This is a genomic window from Neobacillus bataviensis (assembly GCF_019969725.1).
Genome location: NZ_JAHXYW010000003.1, coordinates 324863 through 350829, shown reverse-complemented (window position 1 = coordinate 350829; position 25967 = coordinate 324863). Strand labels below are relative to the sequence as shown.

Here is a 25967-nt window from a genome sequence, read left to right as displayed (position 1 = left end):
GTGACATGGGAACCGGAAATTAAAGAATTGCACCTTCGGAAAGCTTTAGCACGCCAAATGGGAGGAGAAGAAAGAGTCTCGAAACATATATCCCAAGGCAAACTGACGGTACGTGAGAGAATTGAGAAACTCCTTGATCATGACACCTTTCATGAACGCGGGGCAATCGCTGGAAAGACCAAATATGATGAAAATGGGAATTTAATAGAATTTACACCAGCAAATTTTATCCTAGGGACAGGGCGAATTAAAGGCCGCAAGGTAGTTGTAGGCGGGGATGATTTTACTGTTCGAGGCGGTGCGGCGGATGGAGCGATCCGCGGCAAACAGATCTACGCAGAGCAAATGGCTCATGACCTTCAGGTGCCAATCATTCGGTTAGTGGATGGTACTGGTGGCGGTGGAAGTGTAAAATTCCTAGATTTAGAGGGACATACATATGTTCCTGTAAACCCTGCATGGGATTTAGTCGTTGCCAATATGGAACGGGTCCCTGTTGTTGCAGCCTGCCTAGGCTCCGTTGCCGGACTGGGTGCTGCAAGGGTTGCCGCGTCCCATTTTTCTGTGATGGTGGAAGAGACTTCCCAACTATTTGTAGCTGGACCTCCAGTTGTAAAATTTGGTATGGGGCAGGATTTAACAAAAGAAGAACTTGGAGGGGTGCAGGTTCACCGCACTAGTGGGGCGGTAGATAATATAGCCAAATCAGAAGAAGATGCTTTTGAACAAATCCGTACATTCCTTTCCTATTTACCATCAAGTGTTTGGCAGCTGCCGCAAGTGGAACCAGCTGAGGATGATCCTGGCAGAAGGGATGACCGTTTGATTTCAATTATACCTAAAAATAGAAGAGCACCTTATAAAATTCGTGAACTTCTCACCATGATATTTGATGTAGAGTCCATTTTCGAGATGGGACGATTCTACGGAGGAGGGACCCTTACCTGTTTTGCTCGGCTTGATGGTTATCCAGTTGGAGTATTAGCAAGCGATCCATTTGTAAATGGCGGCGGACTGACAGCAGAGAGTTCTGAGAAAATAGAGCGTTTTGTCGACCTGTGTCAAACCTTCCATTTACCAATTGTGAATATGGTTGACCAGCCTGGCATGGTTATTGGACTTCCTTCAGAGAAGAAGGGAACCATCCGAAAAGGTGTGCGTGCCATCTCCGCTATCTATCAAGCATCTGTTCCAATGGTTGAAATCATTATGCGAAGAGTGTTTGGTGTAGGCGGTGCAGGAATGTCAAACGGTCATGGGTTGAACCTGAGGTATGCTTGGCCTTCAGGAGATTGGGGTTCACTTCCGGTTGAAGGGGGTGTTCATGTTGCTTATCGTCGTGAACTTGAGGCTTGTGACAATCCAGAAGCACTATTAAAAGAATTACTAGAAAAAATGGAATCAGTCAGATCTCCATTTCGAACGGCAGAGGCTTTTGGCATTGAAGAAATTATTGATCCCCGTGATACCCGTCCATTGCTCTGTGAATGGGTGAAAGATGCATACGAACTTCTCCCGCAACAGTTAGGCGTTTCACGACATGGAATGCGGCCATGATTTTTTCATAATTATTCATAAAAGGAAGGAGACTTTCGATGAAACAGGAGGATTTGTTAAAGGAGCTTTCTTCTAAGGAGGAAGTCGTTTCTAAATGCCTTGAGCATTGGGCGAAGGTAGCAGGAGAGAAAACTTTTATATACTATGGAGAAGCTGATAAACAAATCACTTATCAAAAGTTTAATGAAATGACGAATAGTATTGGACATTCATTAAAAATTAAAGGAGTCCAGAAAGGAGACCGTGTATCTGTCTTTTTAAAGAACCCATTAATAACTACTATGGTTATGTTTGGAATCTGGAAATGCGGAGGGATATTTAGTCCGATTAATTTTAATTATCGCGGTAAACTTCTTAGTTATCAGTTAAATGATACAAAACCAAAGCTGCTTTTTACCGAGCGGTCCATGGTGCCCATTTTAAATGAAATTGCCTCCGAAGTAGGCCATTTGTGCGCGGCTGTTTATAATCCCCAAGAGGGAGATCATGATTATATTGCAGAAACTGCTGAAATTTCTCTGGATTTAAACTATAACGAAATCTCCTTCGATCGGTTTTTACAGGAGGAGACCAAAAACCTCGACCTTGAATTGAACTATTGGGATACAGCGAATATTATTTATACTTCTGGAACGACAGGGCCAGCAAAAGGAGTGGTCCAATCGCATCGCTGGATAAATGGATATACCCTACGAATGAGGGCATGTATGTCACCTGAAGATGTGGTATATAATGATCTGCCTCTATATCATGTGGGTGGAGCGTTTGCCAATGTTGCGAGAGCAGCCTATACGGGATGTACGGTTGCATTATGGGATAAATTTAGTCCTAATCAATTTTGGATGCGGATTGAAAAAAGCGGATCCACTGCGGCAATTTTACTAGATGTGATGATTCCTTGGCTAATGAATGCCAAACCGTCAAAAGACGATAGATTGAATACCATTAATAAAGTTCATATGCAGCCGCTTCCCAAATATCATCATGAGGTAGCAAAGCGATTTGGATTTGATTATGTGACCGCCGGATTTGGGCAAACGGAATCGGGGAATCCACTTGCCAGTGTCATTCTTGAAACAAAAGAGGGTGAAGGGACCCCGAAGGAATTATATAAAGGTCTTTCCAGACAGGAAATTATCGAGGTCTGTGATAAGTTGAATATTCCCATCATTAATGGGGAGCAGGACTTGAAAAAAGGCTTCATGGGGAAACCCACCTTTTATTTTGAAGTGAAAGTATTAGATGAAAATGACATTGAACTTCCTGTCGGGCAGGTAGGTCAGATTGCTTTTCGGCCGCGGTTGCCTCACCTCGTATTAACAGAATATTTTAATAAACCTGAATCAACAAATAAGGCCTTTAAGAATCTATGGTTTCACAGTGGTGATGCCGGTTACCTTGGAGAGGATGGATTTTACTATTTTGTTGACAGGCTTGGCAGTGTCATCCGGTGCCGAGGAGAAAAGATTTCTTCGTATCAATTAGAGGATATCATTAACGGTCATCCTGATATTGACCTATGTGCTGCTTTCCCTGTCCCAGCAGAAGTTGGAGAGGAAGATGATGTCGCAGTTTATGTCGTTAAGAAAAACGGAGCCGCTTTAAACGAGGAAGAGTTACGGGAATGGGTGAAAGATAAAATGCCTAAATACATGTGGCCAAAGTATATCCGGTTTACCATTGACCTGCCTCGGACTCCAACTAATAAAATTGAGAAATATAAAATTCGCCAGGAACTAATAAAAGAATTTGAAACAGAAAAAGTGTAAAAAAGGAGAGTGCTAGTTTCATATCTAGTACTCTCCTTTTTTTATAATACTTCTTCATTTAATTCGGTTTTTATGTTTGTTTTGGCATGTTGATTTTGAACAGAGTTCTTAACTTTAAGTGTTAAACCTAAACCTAAAAGCAAACAGATGGAACAAAAAAGGAATGCACTTTTAAACCCACCCCAATCCTCTATCAGCCAGCCGGCGATTGCCGGCCCAATAAATTGCCCAACAGCAAAATAGGAGGTGACATAACTAAACGCGACAGGCATGTCTGCAGGTCTGACATGATCCATGCTAGAAGCTTGCGTTAAGGTAAATAATCCCGTAGATGTACAGCTTAATATAACGATATGAATGGTAAAACCAATGACTGTTGGAAAGATAATCGGAAGAAGCATTGAAACAGCGGTCAGACCCATCGTTAATATTAAGGATGTCCGGCGTCCGATTTTATCAGAAATAAATCCCCAAATGGGCCCGCTAAAAATGGATAAGATCCCATTCAAGGACATTAATTGCCCGGCAAATTTTACACCTATACCTGATTCAATCATGTAACTCATGACAAAGATCATTTGGACTATGTAGGTAATCCCGATTATTCCATAAATAAGACCGACATTAATTACTTTTGGATTTTTATAAATTTCTTTGGTAGAAGATTGCTGTCGATTTGGACTGTCTGAGTTTTCCACGGGAGGATTTTTTATAAATAGCAGTGTTAAAATTACGACTACCAGTCCAATAAAAGCGAATATTCCCCAGGCGATTCTCCAGCCGGTTGCATCATTGATACTGCTTAGGTAGGGGACGATGATTCCTGCAAGAAGAATCCCAATTCCAGCGCCGCTGGTGGTAAGACCGATGACAAATCCCTTTCGCCGCGGAAACCAAGCTACGAGCAAGGAGATAAAAGGTGTATAAGTAAAGGAAGTTCCAACACCCAGGAGGAGCATAAATATAAAGGTCACTGGATAGGAAAAAGTGAAGGATAAACCTGCTAGTCCAAATGTAACGAGAGAAATTCCTAGTAAAACGGTCCTTTTACTACCCCATTTAGACGCAAGGATTCCTGCAAAGATGATAGTGCTTAAATACCCTAATGAAGTAGTAGTTCCAAGGTACCCAGCCTCTTTATAAGAGATTTGAAGACCATCTCTCATAAAAGGAAGGATAACTCCATAGGAAAGTCTTGCAAATGCTAATACGACCATTGTGGTTAACATTCCAATTATGGCATAACCCCATAATCTTTTATGGCTTTTGGTTTCCATTCCCGTCTCTCCCTTTAATAAAGTATAAAAATTCATTTTTACCATCATATTCCTTTCGGGTTACGAAAATTCTGTTTTGGCTGATGCTTTTACGAATAAGTAATGATAATTATGGAGAAAATTTTTATGTTTGATCTTTCAATTCATCTTCTAAGGAGAAATAACAATGACAAATGTTAAATTAGCCGTTATTTATTACAGCATGGGCGGAACGAATCATCAGTTATCAAGATGGGCTGAAGAGGGCGCTAAAGAAGCTGGTGCTGAAGTAAAGGTATTAAAGGTTCCTGAGTTAGCGCCTCAATCAGTTATTGAAGGTAATCCTGTATGGAAAGCGCATGTTGAAGCAACCGCCAATGTCCCGGAAGTTAAATTGGAAGATTTAGAGTGGGCCGATGCCATTATCTTCAGTGTTCCAACCCGTTTTGGGAATATGCCGTCGCAAATGAAGCAGTTTTTAGATACAACTGGCGGGCTTTGGTTTAACGGAAAACTCGTGAACAAAGTGGTTAGTGCGATGTCTTCTGCACAAAACTCTCATGGCGGACAGGAAGCAACCATTCTTTCCTTATATACGACAATGTACCACTGGGGTGCGATAGTCGCAGCGCCAGGATATACCGATCCGGTTATATTCGGTTCTGGAGGCAATCCTTATGGAACAAGTGTAACGGTTGATCAGAGCGGTAACATGGTAGAAGATGTACAAGCTGCTGTAAAGCATCAGGCTAAACGGACCGTTACGGTTGCAGAATGGGTGAAAAAAGCAAATCAATAGTAACGTTTGAACTGACTGGATATTTCCAGTTGGTTCTTTTTATTTTAAACTAAATTTTCTAAAAATTCTATTGACATTTTGGCCATTTCTAAGGATAATCAAAGAAAATTAAACTGGAAATGGTAAGGGACTAGTAAATCTTTGGAAAGTGATAGAGAGTGAAACCCACCGGCTGAAAGGTTTCTCATTGAAAGAGGATTGAACCTGCCCTTGTAAAGCTGCTTATGAAAACATAAGCCGTGCCCCACGTTACGGGTTGAAAGTGGATGCGAGCTTTATGCTCTGCATCAATGAAGGTGGTACCGCGGAAACGACTTTTCCGTCCTTTAATTTAGGACAGGAGAGTCGTTTTTTATTTTTTAGGCGTTAACTGAAAGAGTGTCCATGACAATAATTCTCGGGATTAAGGACAAAACTGGTTAGAAAACTAGTGGAAATGTCCTCAATAAGCCTGATTAAGGACAAAGCTAGTTAGAAAACTAGCGGAAAGGTCCTCAATAAGTCCGATTGAAGACAAAACTAGCTATAAATCTAGTAAAACTGTCTTCAATGAGCGTGGAATCTAGATAAAATTCCAATTAAATTTGGTGCTTAATTTTAAAAAAAGAGGGTTAGTACGATGAAAAAACAGCTGGTAGTTGTCAAGATTGGAAGCAGCTCGTTAACAAATGCCTCTGGAGCGATATCAGAGGAAAAAATCCGTGATCATGTTGAGGCATTGTCACTATTAAAAAAGCAGGGGCATGATGTCATCCTAATTTCCTCAGGTGCCGTGGCCGCTGGATTTGGATCACTAGGATATTCAGTCCGTCCGAAAACAACTGCAGGGAAGCAAGCCGCAGCTGCTGTCGGGCAAGCACTCTTAATGCAAAATTATATTCAACTATTTAAAGAGTTTAATATTGTTCCAGGGCAAATCTTATTAACTCGAGAGGACTTCTATAGTCAAATAAGGTTCCATAATCTTTTCAATACGATACAGGAGCTTCTCCAAAGGGGGGTCATTCCAATCATAAATGAGAATGATTCGGTATCGATTGAAGAACTGACCTTCGGAGACAATGATATGCTCTCGGCGCTTGTTAGTGGTTTTTTACATGCAAATGCCCTCATAATCTTAACCGATGTAAATGGACTTTATGATGGTAATCCAAAAGTATCGAAAGAAGCAAAAAAATATCATTTCATCCCGGAAGTATCGGAACAACTTATGGGAATCGCAGGTGAAAGCGGTTCGATGGTTGGTACCGGTGGAATGAGATCAAAGCTGTTAGCAGCAAAAAAAGCATTATCACTTGGTGTCAGTGTTTTTGTAGGAACGGGGGCAGGGAAGGAAAAATTGGTAGATATCCTTGCTGGCAAAGGCGACGGAACGTATATCGGCGGACCCTTCCAAACACAGATGCAAATGAGAAAACAATGGATAGCCTATCATTCCCAAGTTGGAGGGGTCATCGAAATTGATGAAGGAGCAGAGCGGGCCATTGTACAAAGAGGGAAAAGCTTATTGCCTGTAGGGGTAACGAATGTAACAGGTGAATTTAATGCCCTGGATGTGGTGGAAGTACGCAACCCAAAAGGAAAAATTGTCGGGAAAGGGCAAGTATATTATTCCTCTCAAGACCTGCTTAAAGTTAAGGGATTACCAAGTGAACAATCCAAGGTTTATTCGATAAATCAACATGCAGAAGTGATCCATCGCGATAATTGGGTCATTATGCCAAAGGAGTGAACGTTCAATGAGCGAATTGTTATTAAAAGCAAAAAAATTAAAAGTAGCTTCCAAGAAATTAGGAATGATTACCAGCGAAGAAAAAAATCGAGCGCTGGCCAAACTGGCAGATCAAATTTTAATGGAAAAAGAACGCATTTTAATAGCGAACCAAAAGGATATTTCAGCCGGTAAAGAAAATGGAATTTCGGCATCATTATTAGACCGCTTATTGTTAACGGATGAGCGAATTGATCAAATCGTTGAAGGCATCCATCAGGTCATTAAACTGGATGATCCCATCGGGGAGATCACCGAGGCTTGGGAAAGACCGAACGGCTTGCATATTCAAACAGTAAGAGTCCCGCTTGGTGTAATTGGCATGGTGTATGAAGCACGTCCCAATGTGACCGTTGATGCCGCAACCTTATGCTTAAAAGCCGGAAATGCGGTTCTGTTAAGAGGAAGTTCTTCTGCCCTCCATTCCAATATGGCGCTTGTGCAAGTAATGCGGGAAGCACTTGCTAAAACAGCGATTCCTGAAGACGCTGTTCATCTTTTAGAAGATACAAGCCGCGAAACTGCTTCCGAAATGTTTAAGTTAAACCAATACTTGGATGTTCTTATTCCCCGCGGAGGAGCAGGGTTAATTCAATCGGTTATCCAAAATGCCACGGTTCCTGTGTTAGAAACAGGTGTTGGTAACTGCCATGTTTTTATAGATGAATCAGCACAAGAAAAAATGGCGACTGAGATAACCTTAAACGCGAAATTACACCGGCCATCTGTTTGTAACGCAGCGGAAACTCTTCTCATTCAAAAAGATTGGCCATATATTTCTGAATTAATAAATATGTTGCATGAAAAAGAGGTCGAGCTGCGGGGCGATCAAGAATTAGTTTCCAAATATTCGTTTGTCAGTTTGGCGAATGAAGAAGATTGGCAAATAGAATTCTTAGCGCCAGTACTGGCAATAAAAATAGTGAGTGATATAAACGAAGCCATTGACCACATCGATCAGTATGGTACAAAACACTCAGAAGCAATTATTAGTGAAAACGAGCAAAATGTCCGTTTATTTTTCCAGGCTGTAGATGCGGCCGTCTTGTATCATAATGCCTCTACAAGGTTTACCGATGGGGAACAGTTCGGATATGGCGCTGAGATTGGCATCAGTACACAAAAGCTGCATGCCCGCGGCCCAATGGGACTTAAGGCAATCACGACAACCAAGGCGATTGTGCAGGGAACAGGGCAAATTAGAATATAATAGAACAAGTAAGGGCTCTATGTTAGTCCTTACTTGTTTTTTTTACTGAATGGAAGGGACATTGGGATAAAGATGTATCATCATCGTGCAAGAAATATTGCTTCCATTCATAGTTATCGTTCTTTCCATAAGTATTTAAATTAGGGTGTATGGCAATAGAATCATATTCTGATAGACGTTTCCGAATCGATGCTTTGATTTTAGCTGCCTTTGCTTCATTAGAAGAAAATTGTTCAAGTACAAAACGCGGGGTAATCGCAAGCATGAAATATGGGAAATGCCGGCTGAATCTATTTTTATGGGAAGGTGTTGCACAAAACATAAAATATTGTTCACCATGAAAGCAGAATTCCCATAATGAATTATGAGCACTTAGAGGTATATGATTTGGCCATTTCCTTTGATCCAAAGCATGAAGATCATTTAGCTGTTCCCAAAATAGCTGCTCATATTTTTCAACTGAGGTCTTTTCAGGTAATTCGCATAATGGTTCAAAAAAAATAATTAAGGATGTAAAGGCACCCAGCTCTTGATAGCAGTTTGAATAGTCTTCAAGCATAATGGCAAGTTGTTTTGCGTTGTAATTGCTTACGAAACCATAGCGAAAATGATGGAGTTGGTACCCTTGGGTGGCAGGAATACAAGGGAAGGGTTTGGATTTATCCGTCATTTTTGCTTCAAATTTTTCGATTGCATCCTTTTGCCAATGTTCTAAAGCCATTTGCTGAAGCGTTTCTTTTGTATAGATACTCACTAAGCTCCCACCTCTCAATCTCAAGATATGAAAAATTAAAAATGACGGTGAGAAATTCAACTTTTTATGTTTATTTCTGTTAAAATAAAAATACAAACATGTATTCTTATTTCGAGTTGGTGATTTAGTGAAAAAAGATGTTCAAATATCAGTTAGGACACTTGTTGAATATGTGTACAGCAGCGGCAGTATCGATTCTCGTTTTCGATCACAAGCGACATTGCTAGATGGAACAAGAATTCATCAAAAAATTCAAAAAACCTATCAAGAGAGAGATCAAAAGGAAGTATATCTCCGAATTGAAATTCCATTTGAGGACCTTTCCTTCATTATAGATGGCAGATGTGATGGGCTTTTATTCAAAGAGGGAGAAGTGACAATAGATGAAATCAAGTCATTTTCCCAGACGCTTCACTCCCTTGAAGGAGAGGGATATCCAGTTCACTGGGCGCAGGCAAAAATGTATGCCTATATTTATTCCAGGGACCACCAATTACCTGAGATAAATGTTCAGCTAACTTATGTTCATGTCGAATCAGAAGAGAAAAAATACATAAAAAAGACCTTTACTTTTGAAGAACTCGAGCGATTTGTTTTCGATTGTCTCAAAGGATATGCACCATATGCTAAGCTGCAAGTACAGCATCGTGAAAAACGAAACGTAAGCTGTAAGGAAATGAGCTTTCCATTTCCTACATATCGTGAAGGTCAGCGGAAATTGGCCGGTGCTGTTTATAAAACGATTTCTGAAGGGAAAAATTTATTTGCGAAAGCTCCAACAGGAATTGGTAAGACCATTTCCACCTTATACCCGGCAGTAAAGGCGATGGGGGAAGGCCACTTAAACCGTGTTTTCTATCTTACTGCCAAAACTATTACTCGAACCACTGCCGAAGATGCCTTCTCTAGAATGCGAACTAGCGGCCTTTGTTTGAAAACGGTCACTATCACAGCGAAAGATAAGATGTGCTTTAAAGAGGAAACCATTTGTCAAAAAGAACATTGTGAATTTGCAGATGGCTATTATGATCGGATAAATGATGCCATCCTCGATATATTAGCGAATGAACAAAGTATGACAAGAGCTGTAATTGAAACTTATTCTAGAAAACATAAAGTCTGTCCTTTTGAATTTTCAATTGACCTGGCATATGCGGTCGATGCGATTATTTGTGACTACAATTATATATTCGACCCTCAAGTTTCGTTAAAGCGGCTTTTTGAGGAACAGAAAAAGTCGACAGCCTTACTAATCGATGAATCTCATAATTTAGTAGATCGCGGGCGGGAAATGTTTTCAGCTTTCATCAACAAAGAGATGTTTCTCCAATTAAAAAAAGACTACAAAGGTGTAAACAAAGAGATTTATGAGGCGGCCAGCAGGCTGAATTCCTGGTTTATTTCGATAAAAAAAGAACATACCAATCAAAATGAGTTTTCTATTCGAGGACTGGATGAAAACCTATATCTTCAGCTTGTCCAATTTTTGGATGCAGCAGAAGATCTTTTAAAAACTGGAGCATCTAATCATCTATTGGAAGCCTATTTCAAGGTAAACAACTTTTTAAAAATTGCAGACCTTCTCGACGAACATTATAAGATTTATGGCGAAAAGCAGAAAACGGATTTAATTGTGAAGCTTTTTTGCATGGATCCTTCAAAATTGCTTAAGCAAATGGGAAAAGGGTATCGCTCTAAAGTTTTCTTTTCAGCTACTTTATCGCCACTTCCCTATTACCAGGATATCCTTGGCGGGCAGGAAGAAGATTACTTCTTATCAATCCCTTCGCCTTTTAAAAAAGAACAGGTGGACATTCTTATCAAGCCAGTATCCACACGTTACCGAGACCGAGAGCGGACGAAGGAACCGTTAGTGAAAATGCTCCAATCATTTATTAAAAACCGGCCAGGCAATTATTTAATTTTTTTCCCGTCCCACCAATATTTACGTTCTGTTTTTGAGGAGTTTAAACTGGCAGATCCTGATACGAATACTCTTTTACAAGAAGCAGGAATGAGCGAAGAAGAAAGAGAAGCTTTTTTAGAGGCATTTACCCCAAATCAAAAAGAAACTTTGCTTGGTTTTGCGGTCCTTGGCGGGATTTTTTCCGAGGGAGTCGACTTAATAGGCGATCGTTTAAATGGTGTAGTGGTTGTCGGTGTTGGATTGCCGCAGGTATGTTTTGAACGGAATCTAATTAAGGATTATTTTAACACGCAAGGAAAAAATGGGTATGACTATGCCTATGTTTATCCTGGAATGAACAAGGTGTTGCAGGCTGGAGGAAGATTAATTCGCTCGGAAGACGACCATGGTACGATCATTTTAGCTGATGATCGCTTTTTACAACCCCAATATTATAATCTCCTGCCCCAAGAATGGAGGGAGTATACAATTATTTAAAGTACGTTTTGCCTGAATTGGCAGCGTGCTTTTTTTTTCTTGCTTGGACAGGGGTCACGTTTTTTAAAATAATTCTTAATTATTTTTGTAAATAAGGTGACAAAATCGGAATCTTTGTCATATAATTAACAAAAAGTTGCACAAGGTAAAAACTTTGAAGGAGGGGAAAGAGAGATGGATAAACCTAAAACAATGAAATTAGTGAATGGTGAAAAAGGAAATATTATAAAAATTACTTCTTTAAATCTGGACGGTGTGATGAGAAGAAGATTATTAGATTTAGGATTTGTGACTGGCGCATTGGTTGAGGTCGTACGGAAAAGCCCCTTGGGTGACCCAATTGCCTTTCGTGTCAGCCAAACAACGATTGCTTTAAGGGAAGAGGAAAGTTCTAAAATAGAAGGGGAGCTGGTATCTGATGGGAACTGAATATCGAATTGCTTTAGCAGGTAACCCGAATACGGGCAAAAGCACGTTGTTTAATGCCTTAACGGGACTCAGACAGCATACCGGCAACTGGGCCGGTAAAACGGTTTCCCTTGCCCAAGGCACTGTGCAATTTAAGGATAAAACGTTTCAACTTATCGATCTCCCTGGCACCTATTCGCTCTTTTCCAATTCAAAAGATGAAGAGGTTGCTAGAAATTATATCGTTTTTGAAAAGCCTGATGTAACGCTCGTAGTACTCGATGCAACATCTTTAGAACGGAATTTGAATCTCGCTTTACAAGTTTTAGAGATGACAAAAAACGTCGTCATTGCAATCAATCTCATTGATGTTGCTGAAGAACAAGGGATTCAAATAAATGAACGTCTGCTCACAAATCGCTTAGGGGTTCCTGTCATCAAGATCTCAGCACGGAACAAAAAAGGCTTTCCGATGCTTTTAGATACCCTTGATCGTATTGTGACTGGAGCCATTGAATGTAACCCGGTTAGAATGGCGTATTCAGAAGAAATTGAAGAACAAATCAAGAAAATTGAACCAAAAGTTCGTGAAATCGTAGGCAATCAATTATCTTCGCGCTGGGTTTCTTTGAGATTGCTAGATGGGGACGAAACCTTATTGAACGAAATAAATCAGAGATTGTCCGGGAGGCAGGTAGAGTATGAGTATTCAACACATATTTGCTGAAGCTCAAGAGCTGTCGACACCAAAGCTGAGGGATGATATTGTTCAACAACTTTATGATCGCAGCCATAAATTATGCCAGGAAGGCATTTCCTATACAAAATCAAAACGGGATACGAGGACGGAAAAACTGGATGCGATTTTTACATCACCGATCTTTGGTTTTCCGATTATGATTGCGATGCTCGGATTATTGTTTTATATAACAATAGCGGGCGCCAATATTCCATCCTCCTTAATAGCAGAGTTCTTTGGCTATCTGGAAGGTTATATCACCAAATTTTTTACCTTTATTCATGCTCCTGAATGGCTCCATGGAATTCTTGTACTCGGGTTATACCGTGGTACAACATGGGTTATAAGTGTCATGCTTCCGCCAATGGCGATCTTTTTTCCAACCTTTGCGTTACTCGAGAATTATGGATATTTGCCAAGGGTAGCCTTTAATATGGATCGTTTATTTAAAAGGGTGGGGGCCCATGGAAAACAGTCCTTAACAATGGCAATGGGGTTTGGATGTAATGCCGCGGCTGTTATTTCAACAAGGATTATCGAATCCCCTCGGGAGCGGATGGTCGCCATCTTGACCAATAACTTTGTTCCATGTAATGGACGTTGGGGAACCTTAATTGTTTTGTCTTCGTTATTTATGGCTGCAGGTTTCACAGGCGGGATGGCATCACTTGTCACCACAGGAGTCATTGTCGGAATTGTCATGTTCGGAATCATCGTGACCTTTTTCGTTTCGTGGGTACTATCGAAAACCGCTCTAAAGGGGGTTCCGACCCATTATACGTTAGAGCTTCCGCCATATCGCAAGCCTAAAATCTTTGACACGGTGATTCGTTCTTCATTAACGAAATCTTGGTCTGTATTAGTCAGGGCGGTTAAAGTTGCGGCACCTGCAGCGATTTTAACATGGGTGTTTGCGAATATATATATTGGTGATACGAGTATCCTCATGTATGCAGTGAACTTCTTGGACCCATTTGGAAAAATGTTAGGTCTAGATGGATACATTTTAATGGCCTTTATTTTGGGGCTGCCGGCCAATGAAATTGTGCTGCCAATCCTGTTAATGGGATATTTATCAACCGGTTCGTTAACTGAAGTTGATAGCTTGGTAGATTTGAAAAAAATCTTTTTAGCTCACGGCTGGACTTGGTTAACTGCATTGAATATGATGTTGTTTTCATTGCTGCATTATCCTTGCGGAACTACTTTGCTGAATATTTATAAAGAGACCAAGAGTAAGAAATGGACGTTCATGGCGTTTCTGATCCCAACCGTTATTGCGATAATCGTACCGTTGATTATTACCCAAACGGTGAAATTTTTCGGATGGGTTTAATTTTTTGAAGACACCACATTCATTCATGTGGTGTCTTTTTCATGTTATCGTTAATCGATAATTCCAGTCTGCCGGATGTCTATATCGGCAATTACATGAACCTTTATATTGGGATAATACCTATTCCACTTTTTTTCATTAAACCCGCGATAATGTTCTTTATATTTTGCTCCCAAACCCAATGGATCAACTTGGTACTTCTTAAATTGAGTGACTATTTTTAAGATGCTTTTCTCTGATGCCTGCTCAACCAGTTTTTGATATTTTTTCTTATCAAAAGCCAGCCTTTGTTTCTCATAAGGAGCGAACTCTTGAAGCTTTGTTTTCATTTTAAGATGAATTGTAAATTCTGGTCTACCGTGTACAACTTTTACTTTATAATTTGTCTTTGAATCGACTTGTTCGAGAACTAACTTATCTCCGTTATCTAATATAAATTGGTGTAAACCATTCCTGTTTTTATCAACCAAACCTTTAAATATGAAAAGATCGTCCATTGAAAGGGAGGTAACATATTGATCATACTTAAATATTGCTATGCCCGTGATCCTTATGTCACCATCGACATTTTTAATAATTGGTAAATAAGGATCTTGTCCTATTTGAAATTGCTGAAATAAAAAGGTCTGTAAATCTGTTCTTGGAAGTAGTCCGAGTTTCATATTATGCTCCAGCAATTCTTGGACGTAAATGGAGACATTCTCCATTTTATATTTCTTAAGCTTTAACAGTTCTTCAGCTTCACCGTCGACAACCGCCATTTTGACAATGCTGCCGATAGAAGGATCACGGTTTAACGTATCCACAAAATCATTAATCCCTTTTTTTGCTATATATTTTCCATAAAGAGCCAATCGCAGCTGGCCGCTTACCAATGGATAACGTGTTTCGTTATTTAGGATGGTACGAATTCCTTTACTAGATTGTCCTTGAGCTGATTTGACTTCCGTGAAAGAAGATTTATCTTTTTTAAAAATGGGAAATACAATTGTTTCCTTAATGTCTTTTTTGTTGGCCAAATCATAGCCAACCCCCTGTGCCATATCAATTTCATTGACGATAGAGGTCGGGAGAATGGAGCACCCTGATAATAATAGCATAAGAAAAAAACAAGAAGCGGAACGCTTAACCATGGTTGTTACCCCTTTTTAAAAAAGTATAGACAACTAAAAGTAAAGGGATATAGACGTAGAAGATATATAAATTCATTTGAGTGACAAATTTATCCAGCAAATCCTTGTAAGTTTCGTTTATAAATTGACTAAGAGCCAAACTCATAAGGCTAATAATGATTAACGTAAATTTTTGTTTCTGATTAAATATCTTCTTTAAACCTCTGCTTGAGCACCATAATAATAGTGATATTAATGCCGTTACGATAATCAAGTACATCGAGATATATAAGTATTCAAAACGCTCCAAATAAGAAACCTTTATAATTTTTGTTAACGATAGCTCTGGCCAAATGGTCGTTTTTAACTGACCTTCACTATAAAAGGCAAAGGATATGATAGAAGAAGCCGTATACAATATAGTAGTAAATAAAACCCCAAAATGGGCGAATTTTTTTGAGGCTTTAGGATCCCTTATAAATGGATAGTACATCAATAATGTTTCGGTACCTGCTAATGTATACATAGAACTTTTGATAGAATCCACCAAGTCAAGAAAGGAATGGTTCATTATCGGCAGCAAATTTGAAAAATGAGCCATTTTTAATGGGAAAACATATAGGATGATTAACCATATTTGCGGAAATATAAACGATAAAAATCCTACCCCGACAACAACCCGAAATCCTCCAGAAATACAATAATACACTGATATTAGGATCAAAATTGAAAGAATCCATGATGGGATGCTTGGAAACAGCCAAACTTGAATAATTTCTATAAACGCAAGTAAGACAGATAAACTTGCCATCCAGAAATACATCATGATGAAAAAGCTTAAAAATTTACCTAGTATATTTCCAAAAATATTAGTTTGAACATCGATGATATCCCCATCTGCTTTTCCAAGAAGTTTATACATTACCCATATAAAGGCTTGAACCAAACACCCTGCCAAAAATACACCTATCCACGCATCATAGCCTGCTTTCTCCGCAATCGTTCTTTGGAATGATAAAATGCCAACACCGACCTGCGAATCATAAACAATAAAGAAGACTAAATAAGGAGATACTTGATGTCTTCTATTCGCTTGCAAATGGAATTCTCCTTTATGATTTATTCATAAAAATCGTTCACTGGCTCTGGATTTTTTCTCGTACCGGTTGATTTCCGCTTCTTTTGCGGCCTCAAGTTTTTTGGATTTTCTTTTTGCATGGAAAATGGGAGTCTTATCCATAAATCTTGAAAGGAAGTGATCCGGATTGGAAATTGGCTTAAATAAGGACGACCCAGAGACGTTAACCTTAGCAAATGGATTATGGTGAATTGGGCTCCGAAATACACCCCAAATACACCAAACCATTGGGCAAGGAAAATGACTGGAAACTTAATAAACCGAATCGTATTACTGAATTTATAGACAGGTGCAGTGTAGGATGATAATGTTCCGAGTCCGACAAGAATAAGGAGTACATTACTTGTTAGTCCAGCTTCTACTACCGCCTGTCCGATCACTATACCACCGACAACCCCAAGGGATTGCCCAATTTTTAGCGGCAACCGAATGCCGGCCTCTTTTACCATTTCAATCATTAGTTCTAAAAAAATGGCCTCTAAGAATGGAGGGAAGGGGACAGATTCCCTTGAGCCAACAAGCGTTTCCAGTAACCTAGCTGGAATCAATTCATAATGATACGTCATAATGGCAACATACATCGGACTAAGGAATGTCGAAATAAAGACAGCAACAAACCGTAATAAACGGAAGAAATTTCCGATTATCCAAGAATAGCTATAATCCTCCATTGCAATAAAAGCTTCCATAAAAGTGACTGGAAGTATGAGAAGATTTGGAGATCCATCTACTGCAATGATAATTTTTCCTTCTGTAAGCCCTGCAGCAACGCGATCAGTTCTTTCTGTTGAAATCGATTGTGGAAACAAAGAATTAGAATTATCCTCAATCATCGAAGCAATGTAAGAGCTGTCCTGAATATGATCATATTGAATATCGGATATTCTTTGGATGACCGTGTTTATATTTTCAGGATCTGCAATTCCGTCCATGTAAAGTACGGCTACTCTTGTCTTTGATAATTCTCCAACTTTCAATTCCTTAACGTGAAGTTCCGGAACAGGCAATCTTTTTCGAATTAGATTAATATTAGTGTCTAATTCTTCAATAAAACCAACCTGTGGTCCTATGGCAGATGCTTCCATCGTAGGAATGCTAACATCACGAAATTTAGTGTTTGCTATATTAATTAATAAACACTCTTCATCCATCTGATGCTTTTGAATCACCAAAAAACCATTCATGATGTTTTGAATGATTTTATCTGTATCCCTTGTAAAAATAATCTCTTGAACAGGGATTTTACTTTTTAATTCTTCGAGGGGTAGCTTTTCCTGTAAATAGGGTAGAACATCTTTATGTAAAATGTCTGATGAAATGAGAGTGCGATAGTATGAAATCCAAAATGGCTCCTCTTCTCTATAGGAAGTATGCTCTTGAACGAAATCATTGGATCTAGACAATCGTTCAAGCCAATTATGATCTGAGGCTGAACTCTTTTCCTTATTCCTATTTTTTAACTTCATATAAATCCCTCTAAAATGATTTTTTCTAATTATGTGTAAAGAGGGGAATTTTATTCAAATTAACATATATTCTCCTTTGGAAATTTCATATTTATACTCAAACTTTTTGGTAAAGCCGGACGTCTTTTTTATACAACGTAAAACAAAATTAAAGGGAGCTCGAACTCATGAAAAAAGTCAGAAAGAAGATGCACTTATTGAGTTAGTATCAGAAAATAGAGAAAATTTTTATCGGCTGGCCTATAGTTATGTGAAAAATTAAGAGGATGCCTTAGATATTGTGCAGGATTCATACTTAAAGCTTTTTTAAAAGTTGGCAGTTTGAAGGTTGATCAAGAGGAAAATCAAAGTACAATTGAAACCCGAATACATCGGGCCATTTCAATGCTTCGAATTTCAAATATATGGAAAAAATAGACATCAGTCTGCTTCTTTTATTTACATGCCTTTCATGTTCGATGATTAAATCGGCAAATTTTAAAGCATTGCTTGTTTGCTCCCTTCCTTTTCGAATAATAATTGAATAAAGTCAATAGAAAAAATAGATTAACTGACACCAGAAAAATTAAAAACCCGATTTAATTAATAATCAAGTTCCATACAGAAAACTCCCTTCATAGGAAGGGAGTTTTCTGTAAATTCACCATTAATCCTTATGAGATGAATGCGTCAACAGTCGGGAGTGGAATGTAAAAAGTTCTAAAAATTTCTTTGTGTTTATTGAAAAATGATTATTCTCTGAGCGTACCCAGCCTAAACCTATCTTTTCCTGTTCGTAATTAATGATTTCGATAGGAACGATTTCACCGCTTATAACAAAAGGATCATTTTCAATAGAAAAGTCTTGACCGAAGCTTATTCCTAATCCCTGTAAAATCGCTTTTTTTATTACTTCAGTATTATCCGAGGTAAATACTATATTCATTGGCCCAAATTTACTAATTAAATCATTGGCAAAGCGTTTTACATAATCACCATTATACAGAATAATATTTTGGGTCATCAATTGTTCAGGAGTGATAGTTTTAAGTGACGCTAAAGGAGACGATTTGCTAACGTATACCTTCATTTTTCCTTCAAGGATTACTTCAAATATTAAATCTTCTCTTTTTTTTATTAAATCTTCGTAAATTGTGATCAGGCCAATATCAATTTGATTATTTTCTACAAGCTCAATAATATGCTGAGTGCCTTTTTCTGAAATTTCTATATTCACATTTGGATAAGCATTTTTGAAAGAAGATAAAGGTTCTAAAAGGAACAGCATAAAGCCAGGGATAGAGGATAACTTTAAATTTCCGGAAATGACCGTGTTAAAAGATTTGGCTTCTTCTTTAAATTCCTGAAGTCTGACTAATACCTCATAGGCCTTTTTAACCAATAATCTCCCTTCATCCGTTGGAACGGCGCCAAGGCGTTTGAAGCGTTTAAATATTTTAACACCCAACTCATTTTCTAATCTAGTAATAGATTGACTGATTCCGGATTGAGAAACATGGAGGTTTTCTGCTGCTATCGAAATAGATCCTGTTTCCGCAACCTTTACAATGTATTCTAATTGTTCTATATGCATAGGTTTCTCCTTTAAATAGAAGTATAGCTTATATTATCTTAAGTAACAGTTGTTTTATTTAAGTGTAAGTTATTTATATAATAAATTCAAGAAAATCTTAATTTTCTAAAAAAATAACAGGAGGGGAAAAGGAAAAATAATGAGTTCGAATTTAAATGAGAATTTAAAGAAAAGTGCAACAAGATTTCCAAATCGTACCGCCTATACTTTTCTGAATCAAAGTAAAACATATGCAGAACTTGATAAATTGGTGGATTGTGCAGCATCCGGTCTATCATCCGCAGGCATCACAAAGGGAGATAGAGTCGCTCTAATACTTGGTAATTGTCCTGAGTTTGTTATTGCTTACTTTGGGATTCTTCGGGCAGGTGCAGTAGTTGTTCCGATTAATCCTGCCTACACTTCGGGAGAAATTTCCTATATTTTATCGAATAGCCAAGCAAAAGCTGTGATTGCACATTCATCTTTAGAAGCGACAATATCTCCATTAAGAGAGAAACATGAAAATTTGAAGATGGTTATCTTTACAGATTCAATTGAGTCCGAATGGTCTTGGGAGCGTCTAATTCATGATTCAATTGAAAAACTTGAAAGCCCTTCCATTGGAGAGGAAGATCTGGCGGTTATTCTTTATACTTCCGGTACTACTGGGAAGCCTAAGGGTGCCATGCTTTCCCATCGAAATTTGGCATCCAATACTGCTTCGATGTCCCAGCTTACGGAGTTCACTGAAGAAGATCGTGTCATTGCGGTTCTTCCAATGTTCCATGTTTTTTGTATCGCGACTTGTATCAACATTCCGATTGCTTGCGGGGCATCCATTGTCATTGTTCCTAAATTTAGCCCAACTGAAGTGATTAACACGATTAGAAGAGAGAATGCGACGATTTTTGCCGGAGTTCCGACCATGTTTAGCTTTTTGTTACAGCTGCCAGGAGCGACGGCCGAAGATTTTTCCTCGATACGGGCTTGTTTTTCAGGCGGTGCTTCGATTCCTGTTGAATTATTACATAGATTCGAAGAAAAGTATAATGTGCACGTTTTAGAAGGATATGGTCTTTCTGAAACGGCTCCCGTAACAGCCTTCAATCCGTTGCGGGGAACACGCAAACCTGGCTCTGTTGGTATTGATATACCTGATGTAAAGAACAAAGTGGTAAATCCGGATGGAATCGAAGTTCCAAGAGGAGAAATCGGAGAATTGATTATAAAAGGTCCAAATGTGATGATGGGGTATTTAGGATTGCCGGAGGCTACATCTACAGCATTGAAAGATGGATGGTTTTATACAGGTGATTTGGCCCGAATGGATGAAGAAGGGTACATCTATATCGTGGACCGTAAAAAAGATATGATCATCGTTGGCGGGTACAACGTCTATCCGAGAGAAGTGGAAGAAGTATTATATCAACATCCGGCAATTGTGGAAACAGCGGTAGTAGGGATTACGGATAAAGAATATGGAGAGATTGTAAAGGCTTTCGTTGTATCTAACGATGAAAGCATAACGATGGATGACATCTTGCATTTCTGCCAGGACAAGCTTGCTAAGTACAAGCTTCCAAAACAAGTGGAATTTATGAAGGAAATACCTAAAAACAGTACAGGTAAAATTTTGAAAAGAGCTTTGCAGTTTGAAAATGTGGTAGTCAATTAGTTTGGTAGAGAATTTTTCTAAATAACTTTTGTGGATTTTTAAAGAGTAAATAACAAGGAGGAATTTCTATGGAATCAACAGTGCAAACATTGGAATTTCCACTCTTTATAAACGGTGAGTGGAAGCCAGCTATAAGCGGAGAAACGTTTAATGTAATAAACCCTGCAACTGGTGAAGTCGTGGCAAAGGTGGCAAAGGCTGGGAAAGAAGATGTGGAGGCGGCTGTTTCATCCGCCAGGAAGGCCTTTGATTCGGGAGTTTGGTCTAAAAAATCTCCACAAGAACGCGCTCATGTACTTATCCAATTTGGTAACAAGATTATTGAACATGCTGAAGCATTGGGTTACTTAGAGTCTATTAGTTCTGGGGCTACAGTCCGACGTATTTCAAACTTAGACATCCTATCCATTGTCGATCTCTTACAGCAAACAGCAAAGTTTACGGTAGAGTATCCGTATGTTGAGTCTCTTCCTACTGTACCATTTCCTGGACCAAGCAATAACCAAGTTTGGCGTGAGCCGCTTGGGGTTGTAGCAGCTGTGACTGCTTGGAACTTTCCAATGATTTTAGCTATGTGGAAGATTGCTCCTGCATTGGCTATGGGTAACTCGATCGTAGTCAAACCAGCGTCCAATACTCCGCTATCTACCTTGAAATTAGCGGAATTGGCAGCTGAAGTAGGAATCCCGGCAGGTGTATTCAATGTTGTATCTGGCCCAGGTGCCAGCATTGGAGAAGCTCTTGTCACGCATCCAAGTGTAGACAAAGTGGCTTTTACCGGTTCTACAGAAGTAGGGAGCCGCATCATGGAGCAGGCATCTAAAACGATAAAACGCGTCACTCTTGAGTTAGGCGGGAAATCACCGGCAATCGTATTGCCAGATGCTGACTTAAGTATTACCATTCCTGGCGTATTATTTGGATTCTTAACACACTCTGGGCAAGTTTGTGAATCCGGTACGCGTGTATTAGTACATGACTCCATTTATGAACAAGTAATTGAACAATTATCTGAACTTGCAAGCACAATTAAAATTGGAAATCCATTAGATATCGCAACAGGAATGGGGCCGATGGTATCACAGCAACAATTGGATACCGTACTTTCTTATATTGAATCTGGAATTCAAGAAGGGGCGAGATTGGTTTGCGGAGGAAAGCGTGCAATTGTTGAAGGGTTTGAAAATGGCTATTATATTGAGCCTACCATTTTTGCAGATGTTCATAATGACATGAAGATTGCTAGAGAAGAAATCTTTGGTCCTGTGCTTTCAGTCATCCGTTACTCTACAGTTGAGGAAGCAATCGAAATTGCGAATGACACAATTTATGGATTAGCAGGTGGTGTTTGGACTAAGGATGTAAACAAAGGCATGCAAATATCCCGTGAATTGAAGGCTGGTACGATATGGATCAATGATTGGCATATGCTCCGCAGTGATGCTCCATTTGGAGGATACAAGCAAAGCGGTTTTGGCCGAGAATTAGGACGCCATGCATTGGACGAATATTCTCAGGTTAAGCATGTCCACTGCTCACTCGTACCTGAAGTAAGTCAAAGACCTTGGTACCAAATTCTTTTGGGATAATCCAGATTCATTTATTAATACAAATCTAATAAAGCAGGTGATTCTATGTCGACATCATTTTTTCAATTTTCTGTTCGAACAGTTATAAATAGCGGGGCAGGATCTAGGACATTGCTTCCTGAGATGATTAAAGGACTTGGCGGTAAACGAGCAGTGCTCTTTACGGATAAAGGGTTAACCCAAGCCGGGATTACAGCTCAAATTAAAGAATTGTTTGAAATCATGCCGGGTACACCAGAGCTCGTTGGGGTGTTTGAAGATATTGAACAGGACGCAAAAGGCGAAATTATTAATCGTGGAGCTCGTTTCTTTAAAGAGTGCAATGGCGATTCCTTAATTGCACTTGGCGGCGGAAGCGTTTTGGATACGGTAAAAGGGATCAAGTGGATGCTCCATAAAGGTTTGGATGATATACGTGATTCTCTACTTACCGGAAATGTGATGGAGTGGTGGCCAGAAGCCCAATATATTTTTATTCCGCATGTCGCAATTGCGACAACGGCGGGAACAGGTGCTGAAGTATCACCGGTAGCCGTTATCCTTAATGAAAAGCTTGGAATAAAAACAAATCTTCTTCATCCATTTATCAATGCGGATATGGCTATTCTGGATCCAGATTTAACGGTAGGGCTGCCACCTAAAATCACTGCCTTTACAGGATTTGATGCATTAACACATGCAGTGGAGGCATATTTTTCACAAAAGGCCAATCCGATGACAGATGCCTATGCAATTCAATCGATTCGAATGATTGTAGACAATTTAGAAACTGCTGTTCGAAAAGGGGACGATCTTTCAGCAAGAGCGAATATGCTAATGGCAAGTTCGATGGCTATTTCTGCTTTTTGCCTTGCGATGAATGCGGTTCCAGTTCATAACATGGCACATGCGTTAGGGGCAAAATTTCATATTCCGCATGGACTAGCTAACGCTGTATTGTTGCCGAATGTAATGGAGTCCTTGCCAACGTACTATTTGCCAAGAATTACGGGGTTCGCCCAAGCTTTGGGTATCACCAATCCTTCAGTACAACCAGAAAAATGCTTAGAGGAAGTTATCCAATTTATAAAAGATCTTCGTAAAACGGTGAATTTGCCAGACACTTTTGGTGAATTTGAATATAACGAAGAGACACTTCTACAATTGGTACCGGCTGTTCATAATGACCCTGCCGGAGTTTTCTATAAGATACCAGCCACGATTATCACCAAAGTGATAAATGAAGTTTTCGAGGTACCTGCGATAAAGGCTTAATCTCGTTTACAAGATGTAAAGCGCTAATTTTACATTTCATAATCTGGCAATCTAATTATATGGAAAACACTTGAAAACCTCCTCTTAATGTTTGGTTGATGAACTGACATTACAGCCAGGATAGTCAAAAGTGTTTTCCTTTTTTTAAATTTTAAAATAATAATCCTTGGAGGTTTGTATGAATAGTAAAGTATCAACTCAACCTATGTCCGCTACATCTTTCACAAAAAAGGCAAATTTTGCAGTGTACGAATCTCTAAATTTTGATGATCGACAGGATTTCGAAGATGCATACCGAGGCTTTATTGCACCACTAGAATCTAAAGTTATTAAAGATGATTCCGGGGAAGTCGTTTGGGATATAGAAAAGTTAAATTATCTTAACGATACTGCTCCTGAGACAGTAAACCCGAGTTTATGGAGAAATGCCCAATTACAGGCTATCTCTGGTTTGTTTGAAGTGGTAGAAGGGGTATATCAAATTCGTGGGCAATCCATCGCAACCACTTTCTTTTTTGAAGGTAAACAAGGCGTCATTGTCTGTGATGCTTTAGGAAGTACGGAAACTGCTGAAGCCGCCATGGAATTATATTATAAACATCGTCCAAGAAGGCCGGTTTCAGCCATTATTATTAGTCAAAGTCATGCGGACCATTTTGGCGGCATTCAAGCTGTTCTAAAGTATGCGGAAAATCCGGACATTCCTATTATCGTTCCACAACATTTTACAAAAGAAGCGTTAAGTGAAAATGTGCTTTTGGGTACCATAATGGCGCGCAGGGCCGAGTATCAGTTTGGTAAAAATATTCCAGATGGAAGGGAAGGCTCGGTATCGATCGGTATCGGTAATACGATGAGTTCCGGAACCATGAGTTTTGCACTGCCTACGATTGAAATAGAAAAAGAAATCCAAACGATGGAAATCGATGGGGTAACCTTTCAATTCTTGTTAACCCCGAACACGGAAGCACCTGCTGAAATGCATTTTTATATTCGGGATTACAAAGCATTATTTGTCTCAGAGAACGCTAATCAATTGATGCATCAAATTTATACGGTTAGAGGGGCAAAAACCCGCGATGCTCTGCATTGGGCCAATTCACTCGATAAAACCATTGATTTATTTGAAAATGAAGAAATTGATGCCTTGCTCATGATTCATGCATGGCCGGTTTGGGGCAAAGATCGTGCTTTAGGACATTTGAAATTGCAGCGTGATCTATACAAATATATGCATGACCAGACAGTACGTCTAGCCAACCATGGATTTACGATGGAGGAAATTGCTGAAACGATCAAACTTCCAAAATCACTGGATACGTATTGGGGCAATCGCGGTTATTACGGTACGTTAAAACATAATGCAAAGGGGATTTACAATTATTATTTAGGTTATTATAGTGCACATCCTTCCGATTTAGATCCATTACCACAAGTGGAAACGGGACTTAAATATGTAGAATACATGGGCGGGGCGTCAGCCATTTTGGAAAAAGCAAAAGCCGATTTTGAAAATGGGGAATACCGCTGGGTAGCTCAAGTATTAAAAAATGTCGTAATGGCTGACCCGGAAAATTCGGAAGCCAAAAATTTATTGGCAGATGCCTACGAACAATTGGGTTACCAAGCCGAATCAGCCAATTGGCGTAATATTTACCTTGTTGGTGCTTCCGAACTCAGAAATGGAATCAATAAAGATCTTGCGCCATTAGATGTTTCCGGAATTATCAACCATATGCCAATCGAGGATTTCTTAAAGCTTATTGCTGTTAAACTAAACGGACAAAGGGCAGAAGGTAAAAAAATAACGTTGAATGTAACTCTATCAGATATTAACCAAAACTTTGCTATTTATTTAGAAAACTCCGTTTTGATTTATAAGGCTGGAAAATTAGACGCTAATCCGGATGTTTCCTTAACCCTGGAACGATTAACATTCTTTGGGGTTGGACTCGGCTTGCTTTCACCAGAACAAGCAGCAGCAGCAGGTAAATTAAACATTTCTGGTGATCAAACAAAATTAAATGACTTTTTATCACTATTAGACGAGTTTGACAGATTATCCAATATCGTAACACCTTAATTAACAATAAGCACCTGCTTAAATTTATCCGCTTAAAGGTGAACAATGCAGGTGTTTCTTCCTTAGGTATAAAAAGTTAATGCCATTAAAAA

The 25967-nt window shown here is 39.2% G+C and carries 19 protein-coding genes and 1 pseudogene; 14 read left to right on the top strand and 6 right to left on the bottom strand.

Going from position 1 to position 25967, the window contains the following annotated elements; translation table 11 throughout:
- Entirely contained in the window at window positions 1–1557 is a 1557-nt protein-coding gene (locus LC455_RS10100) for an acyl-CoA carboxylase subunit beta (protein ID WP_223590420.1), read from the top strand.
- A gap of 38 nt (window positions 1558–1595) precedes the next feature.
- Window positions 1596–3326: an AMP-binding protein gene (locus LC455_RS10095; protein ID WP_223590418.1), complete on the top strand. Its 1731-nt coding sequence runs from the start codon at window positions 1596–1598 to the stop codon at window positions 3324–3326.
- A 41-nt stretch (window positions 3327–3367) separates the two neighbouring features.
- On the opposite strand, the gene LC455_RS10090 is transcribed toward LC455_RS10095, so the two are convergent.
- Complete coding sequence (locus tag LC455_RS10090) at window positions 3368–4603, bottom strand: MFS transporter (protein WP_223590416.1); 1236 nt, start codon at window positions 4601–4603, stop codon at window positions 3368–3370.
- A 166-nt stretch (window positions 4604–4769) separates the two neighbouring features.
- Between LC455_RS10090 and wrbA the strand changes: the two genes are divergently transcribed.
- From wrbA to LC455_RS10075, 3 genes are all read left to right on the top strand, one after another.
- Window positions 4770–5381, top strand: coding sequence for an NAD(P)H:quinone oxidoreductase (wrbA, locus tag LC455_RS10085; protein WP_223590414.1), 612 nt, complete (start codon window positions 4770–4772; stop codon window positions 5379–5381).
- 619 nt (window positions 5382–6000) lie between these two features.
- Entirely contained in the window at window positions 6001–7113 is a 1113-nt protein-coding gene (gene proB, locus LC455_RS10080; RefSeq protein ID WP_223590412.1) for a glutamate 5-kinase, read from the top strand.
- Between the two features lie 7 nt (window positions 7114–7120).
- On the top strand, window positions 7121–8362 hold the full coding sequence (locus LC455_RS10075; protein ID WP_223590409.1) for a glutamate-5-semialdehyde dehydrogenase: 1242 nt from the start codon (window positions 7121–7123) through the stop codon (window positions 8360–8362).
- 22 nt (window positions 8363–8384) lie between these two features.
- Here LC455_RS10075 and LC455_RS10070 read toward each other — a convergent pair whose 3' ends face one another.
- Window positions 8385–9116, bottom strand: coding sequence for a YqcI/YcgG family protein (locus LC455_RS10070; protein ID WP_223590406.1), 732 nt, complete (start codon window positions 9114–9116; stop codon window positions 8385–8387).
- A gap of 127 nt (window positions 9117–9243) precedes the next feature.
- On the opposite strand from LC455_RS10070, the gene LC455_RS10065 reads away from it, so the two are divergent.
- From LC455_RS10065 to LC455_RS10050, 4 genes are all read left to right on the top strand, one after another.
- A complete protein-coding gene (locus tag LC455_RS10065; protein ID WP_223590405.1) occupies window positions 9244–11520 on the top strand; it encodes an ATP-dependent DNA helicase in 2277 nt (758 codons plus the stop codon).
- A 174-nt stretch (window positions 11521–11694) separates the two neighbouring features.
- On the top strand, window positions 11695–11949 hold the full coding sequence (locus tag LC455_RS10060; RefSeq protein ID WP_223590403.1) for a FeoA family protein: 255 nt from the start codon (window positions 11695–11697) through the stop codon (window positions 11947–11949).
- On the top strand, window positions 11939–12655 hold the full coding sequence (locus tag LC455_RS10055) for a FeoB small GTPase domain-containing protein (RefSeq protein ID WP_223590400.1): 717 nt from the start codon (window positions 11939–11941) through the stop codon (window positions 12653–12655). Before LC455_RS10060 ends, LC455_RS10055 begins: the two co-directional genes overlap by 11 nt.
- Window positions 12630–14003 carry a nucleoside recognition domain-containing protein gene (locus LC455_RS10050; RefSeq protein WP_223590397.1) on the top strand — a complete coding sequence of 458 codons (1374 nt, stop codon included), beginning with the start codon at window positions 12630–12632 and terminating at the stop codon, window positions 14001–14003. Before LC455_RS10055 ends, LC455_RS10050 begins: the two co-directional genes overlap by 26 nt.
- 50 nt (window positions 14004–14053) lie before the next feature.
- Here the strand turns inward: LC455_RS10050 and LC455_RS10045 are convergent, their stop codons facing one another.
- The 3 genes from LC455_RS10045 to LC455_RS10035 are packed head-to-tail and all read right to left on the bottom strand — an operon-like array spanning window position 14054 to window position 17719.
- The gene (locus tag LC455_RS10045) at window positions 14054–15136 is read right to left on the bottom strand and encodes a Ger(x)C family spore germination protein (protein ID WP_223590395.1); all 1083 of its coding nucleotides are present in this window, start codon (window positions 15134–15136) and stop codon (window positions 14054–14056) included.
- Complete coding sequence (locus LC455_RS10040) at window positions 15129–16214, bottom strand: GerAB/ArcD/ProY family transporter (protein WP_223590392.1); 1086 nt, start codon at window positions 16212–16214, stop codon at window positions 15129–15131. The genes LC455_RS10045 and LC455_RS10040 overlap by 8 nt, the downstream gene beginning before the upstream one ends.
- Before the next feature lie 20 nt (window positions 16215–16234).
- Entirely contained in the window at window positions 16235–17719 is a 1485-nt protein-coding gene (locus LC455_RS10035; protein ID WP_223590390.1) for a spore germination protein, read from the bottom strand.
- A 196-nt stretch (window positions 17720–17915) separates the two neighbouring features.
- Between LC455_RS10035 and LC455_RS32075 the strand changes: the two are divergent.
- Window positions 17916–17978, top strand: a pseudogene (locus LC455_RS32075) (RNA polymerase subunit sigma-70); the annotation flags it as partial.
- A 387-nt stretch (window positions 17979–18365) separates the two neighbouring features.
- Here the strand turns inward: LC455_RS32075 and LC455_RS10030 are convergent.
- Entirely contained in the window at window positions 18366–19292 is a 927-nt protein-coding gene (locus LC455_RS10030; RefSeq protein WP_223590388.1) for a LysR family transcriptional regulator, read from the bottom strand.
- 139 nt (window positions 19293–19431) lie between these two features.
- Here LC455_RS10030 and LC455_RS10025 point away from each other — a divergent pair, with 139 nt between their 5' ends.
- The 4 genes from LC455_RS10025 (at window position 19432) to LC455_RS10010 (ending at window position 25875) form a co-directional block, all read left to right on the top strand.
- Entirely contained in the window at window positions 19432–20949 is a 1518-nt protein-coding gene (locus LC455_RS10025; protein ID WP_223590386.1) for a long-chain-fatty-acid--CoA ligase, read from the top strand.
- A gap of 68 nt (window positions 20950–21017) precedes the next feature.
- The gene (locus LC455_RS10020) at window positions 21018–22538 is read left to right on the top strand and encodes an aldehyde dehydrogenase family protein (RefSeq protein WP_223590383.1); all 1521 of its coding nucleotides are present in this window, start codon (window positions 21018–21020) and stop codon (window positions 22536–22538) included.
- Window positions 22539–22583: 45 nt separating this feature from the next.
- On the top strand, window positions 22584–23792 hold the full coding sequence (locus LC455_RS10015; protein ID WP_223590381.1) for an iron-containing alcohol dehydrogenase: 1209 nt from the start codon (window positions 22584–22586) through the stop codon (window positions 23790–23792).
- Window positions 23793–23970: 178 nt separating this feature from the next.
- Window positions 23971–25875 (top strand): alkyl/aryl-sulfatase, encoded by a 1905-nt coding sequence (locus LC455_RS10010; RefSeq protein WP_223590379.1) that lies wholly within the window; start codon window positions 23971–23973, stop codon window positions 25873–25875.
- The last annotated feature ends 92 nt before the right edge of the window (window positions 25876–25967 follow it).

What these genes read in the sequence shown, in the direction of transcription:
- LC455_RS10025 (WP_223590386.1), top strand. Translation starts at nt 19,432, where the DNA reads ATGAGTTCGAATTTAAATGAGAATTTAAAGAAAAGTGCAACAAGATTT.
- LC455_RS10055 (WP_223590400.1), top strand. Translation starts at nt 11,939, where the DNA reads ATGGGAACTGAATATCGAATTGCTTTAGCAGGTAACCCGAATACGGGC.
- LC455_RS10045 (WP_223590395.1), bottom strand. Translation starts at nt 15,136, where the DNA reads ATGGTTAAGCGTTCCGCTTCTTGTTTTTTTCTTATGCTATTATTATCA.
- LC455_RS10015 (WP_223590381.1), top strand. Translation starts at nt 22,584, where the DNA reads ATGTCGACATCATTTTTTCAATTTTCTGTTCGAACAGTTATAAATAGC.
- proB (WP_223590412.1), top strand. Translation starts at nt 6,001, where the DNA reads ATGAAAAAACAGCTGGTAGTTGTCAAGATTGGAAGCAGCTCGTTAACA.
- LC455_RS10090 (WP_223590416.1), bottom strand. Translation starts at nt 4,603, where the DNA reads ATGGAAACCAAAAGCCATAAAAGATTATGGGGTTATGCCATAATTGGA.
- LC455_RS10095 (WP_223590418.1), top strand. Translation starts at nt 1,596, where the DNA reads ATGAAACAGGAGGATTTGTTAAAGGAGCTTTCTTCTAAGGAGGAAGTC.
- LC455_RS10060 (WP_223590403.1), top strand. Translation starts at nt 11,695, where the DNA reads ATGGATAAACCTAAAACAATGAAATTAGTGAATGGTGAAAAAGGAAAT.
- LC455_RS10035 (WP_223590390.1), bottom strand. Translation starts at nt 17,719, where the DNA reads ATGAAGTTAAAAAATAGGAATAAGGAAAAGAGTTCAGCCTCAGATCAT.
- LC455_RS10010 (WP_223590379.1), top strand. Translation starts at nt 23,971, where the DNA reads ATGAATAGTAAAGTATCAACTCAACCTATGTCCGCTACATCTTTCACA.
- LC455_RS10075 (WP_223590409.1), top strand. Translation starts at nt 7,121, where the DNA reads ATGAGCGAATTGTTATTAAAAGCAAAAAAATTAAAAGTAGCTTCCAAG.
- wrbA (WP_223590414.1), top strand. Translation starts at nt 4,770, where the DNA reads ATGACAAATGTTAAATTAGCCGTTATTTATTACAGCATGGGCGGAACG.
- LC455_RS10020 (WP_223590383.1), top strand. Translation starts at nt 21,018, where the DNA reads ATGGAATCAACAGTGCAAACATTGGAATTTCCACTCTTTATAAACGGT.
- LC455_RS10030 (WP_223590388.1), bottom strand. Translation starts at nt 19,292, where the DNA reads ATGCATATAGAACAATTAGAATACATTGTAAAGGTTGCGGAAACAGGA.
- LC455_RS10050 (WP_223590397.1), top strand. Translation starts at nt 12,630, where the DNA reads ATGAGTATTCAACACATATTTGCTGAAGCTCAAGAGCTGTCGACACCA.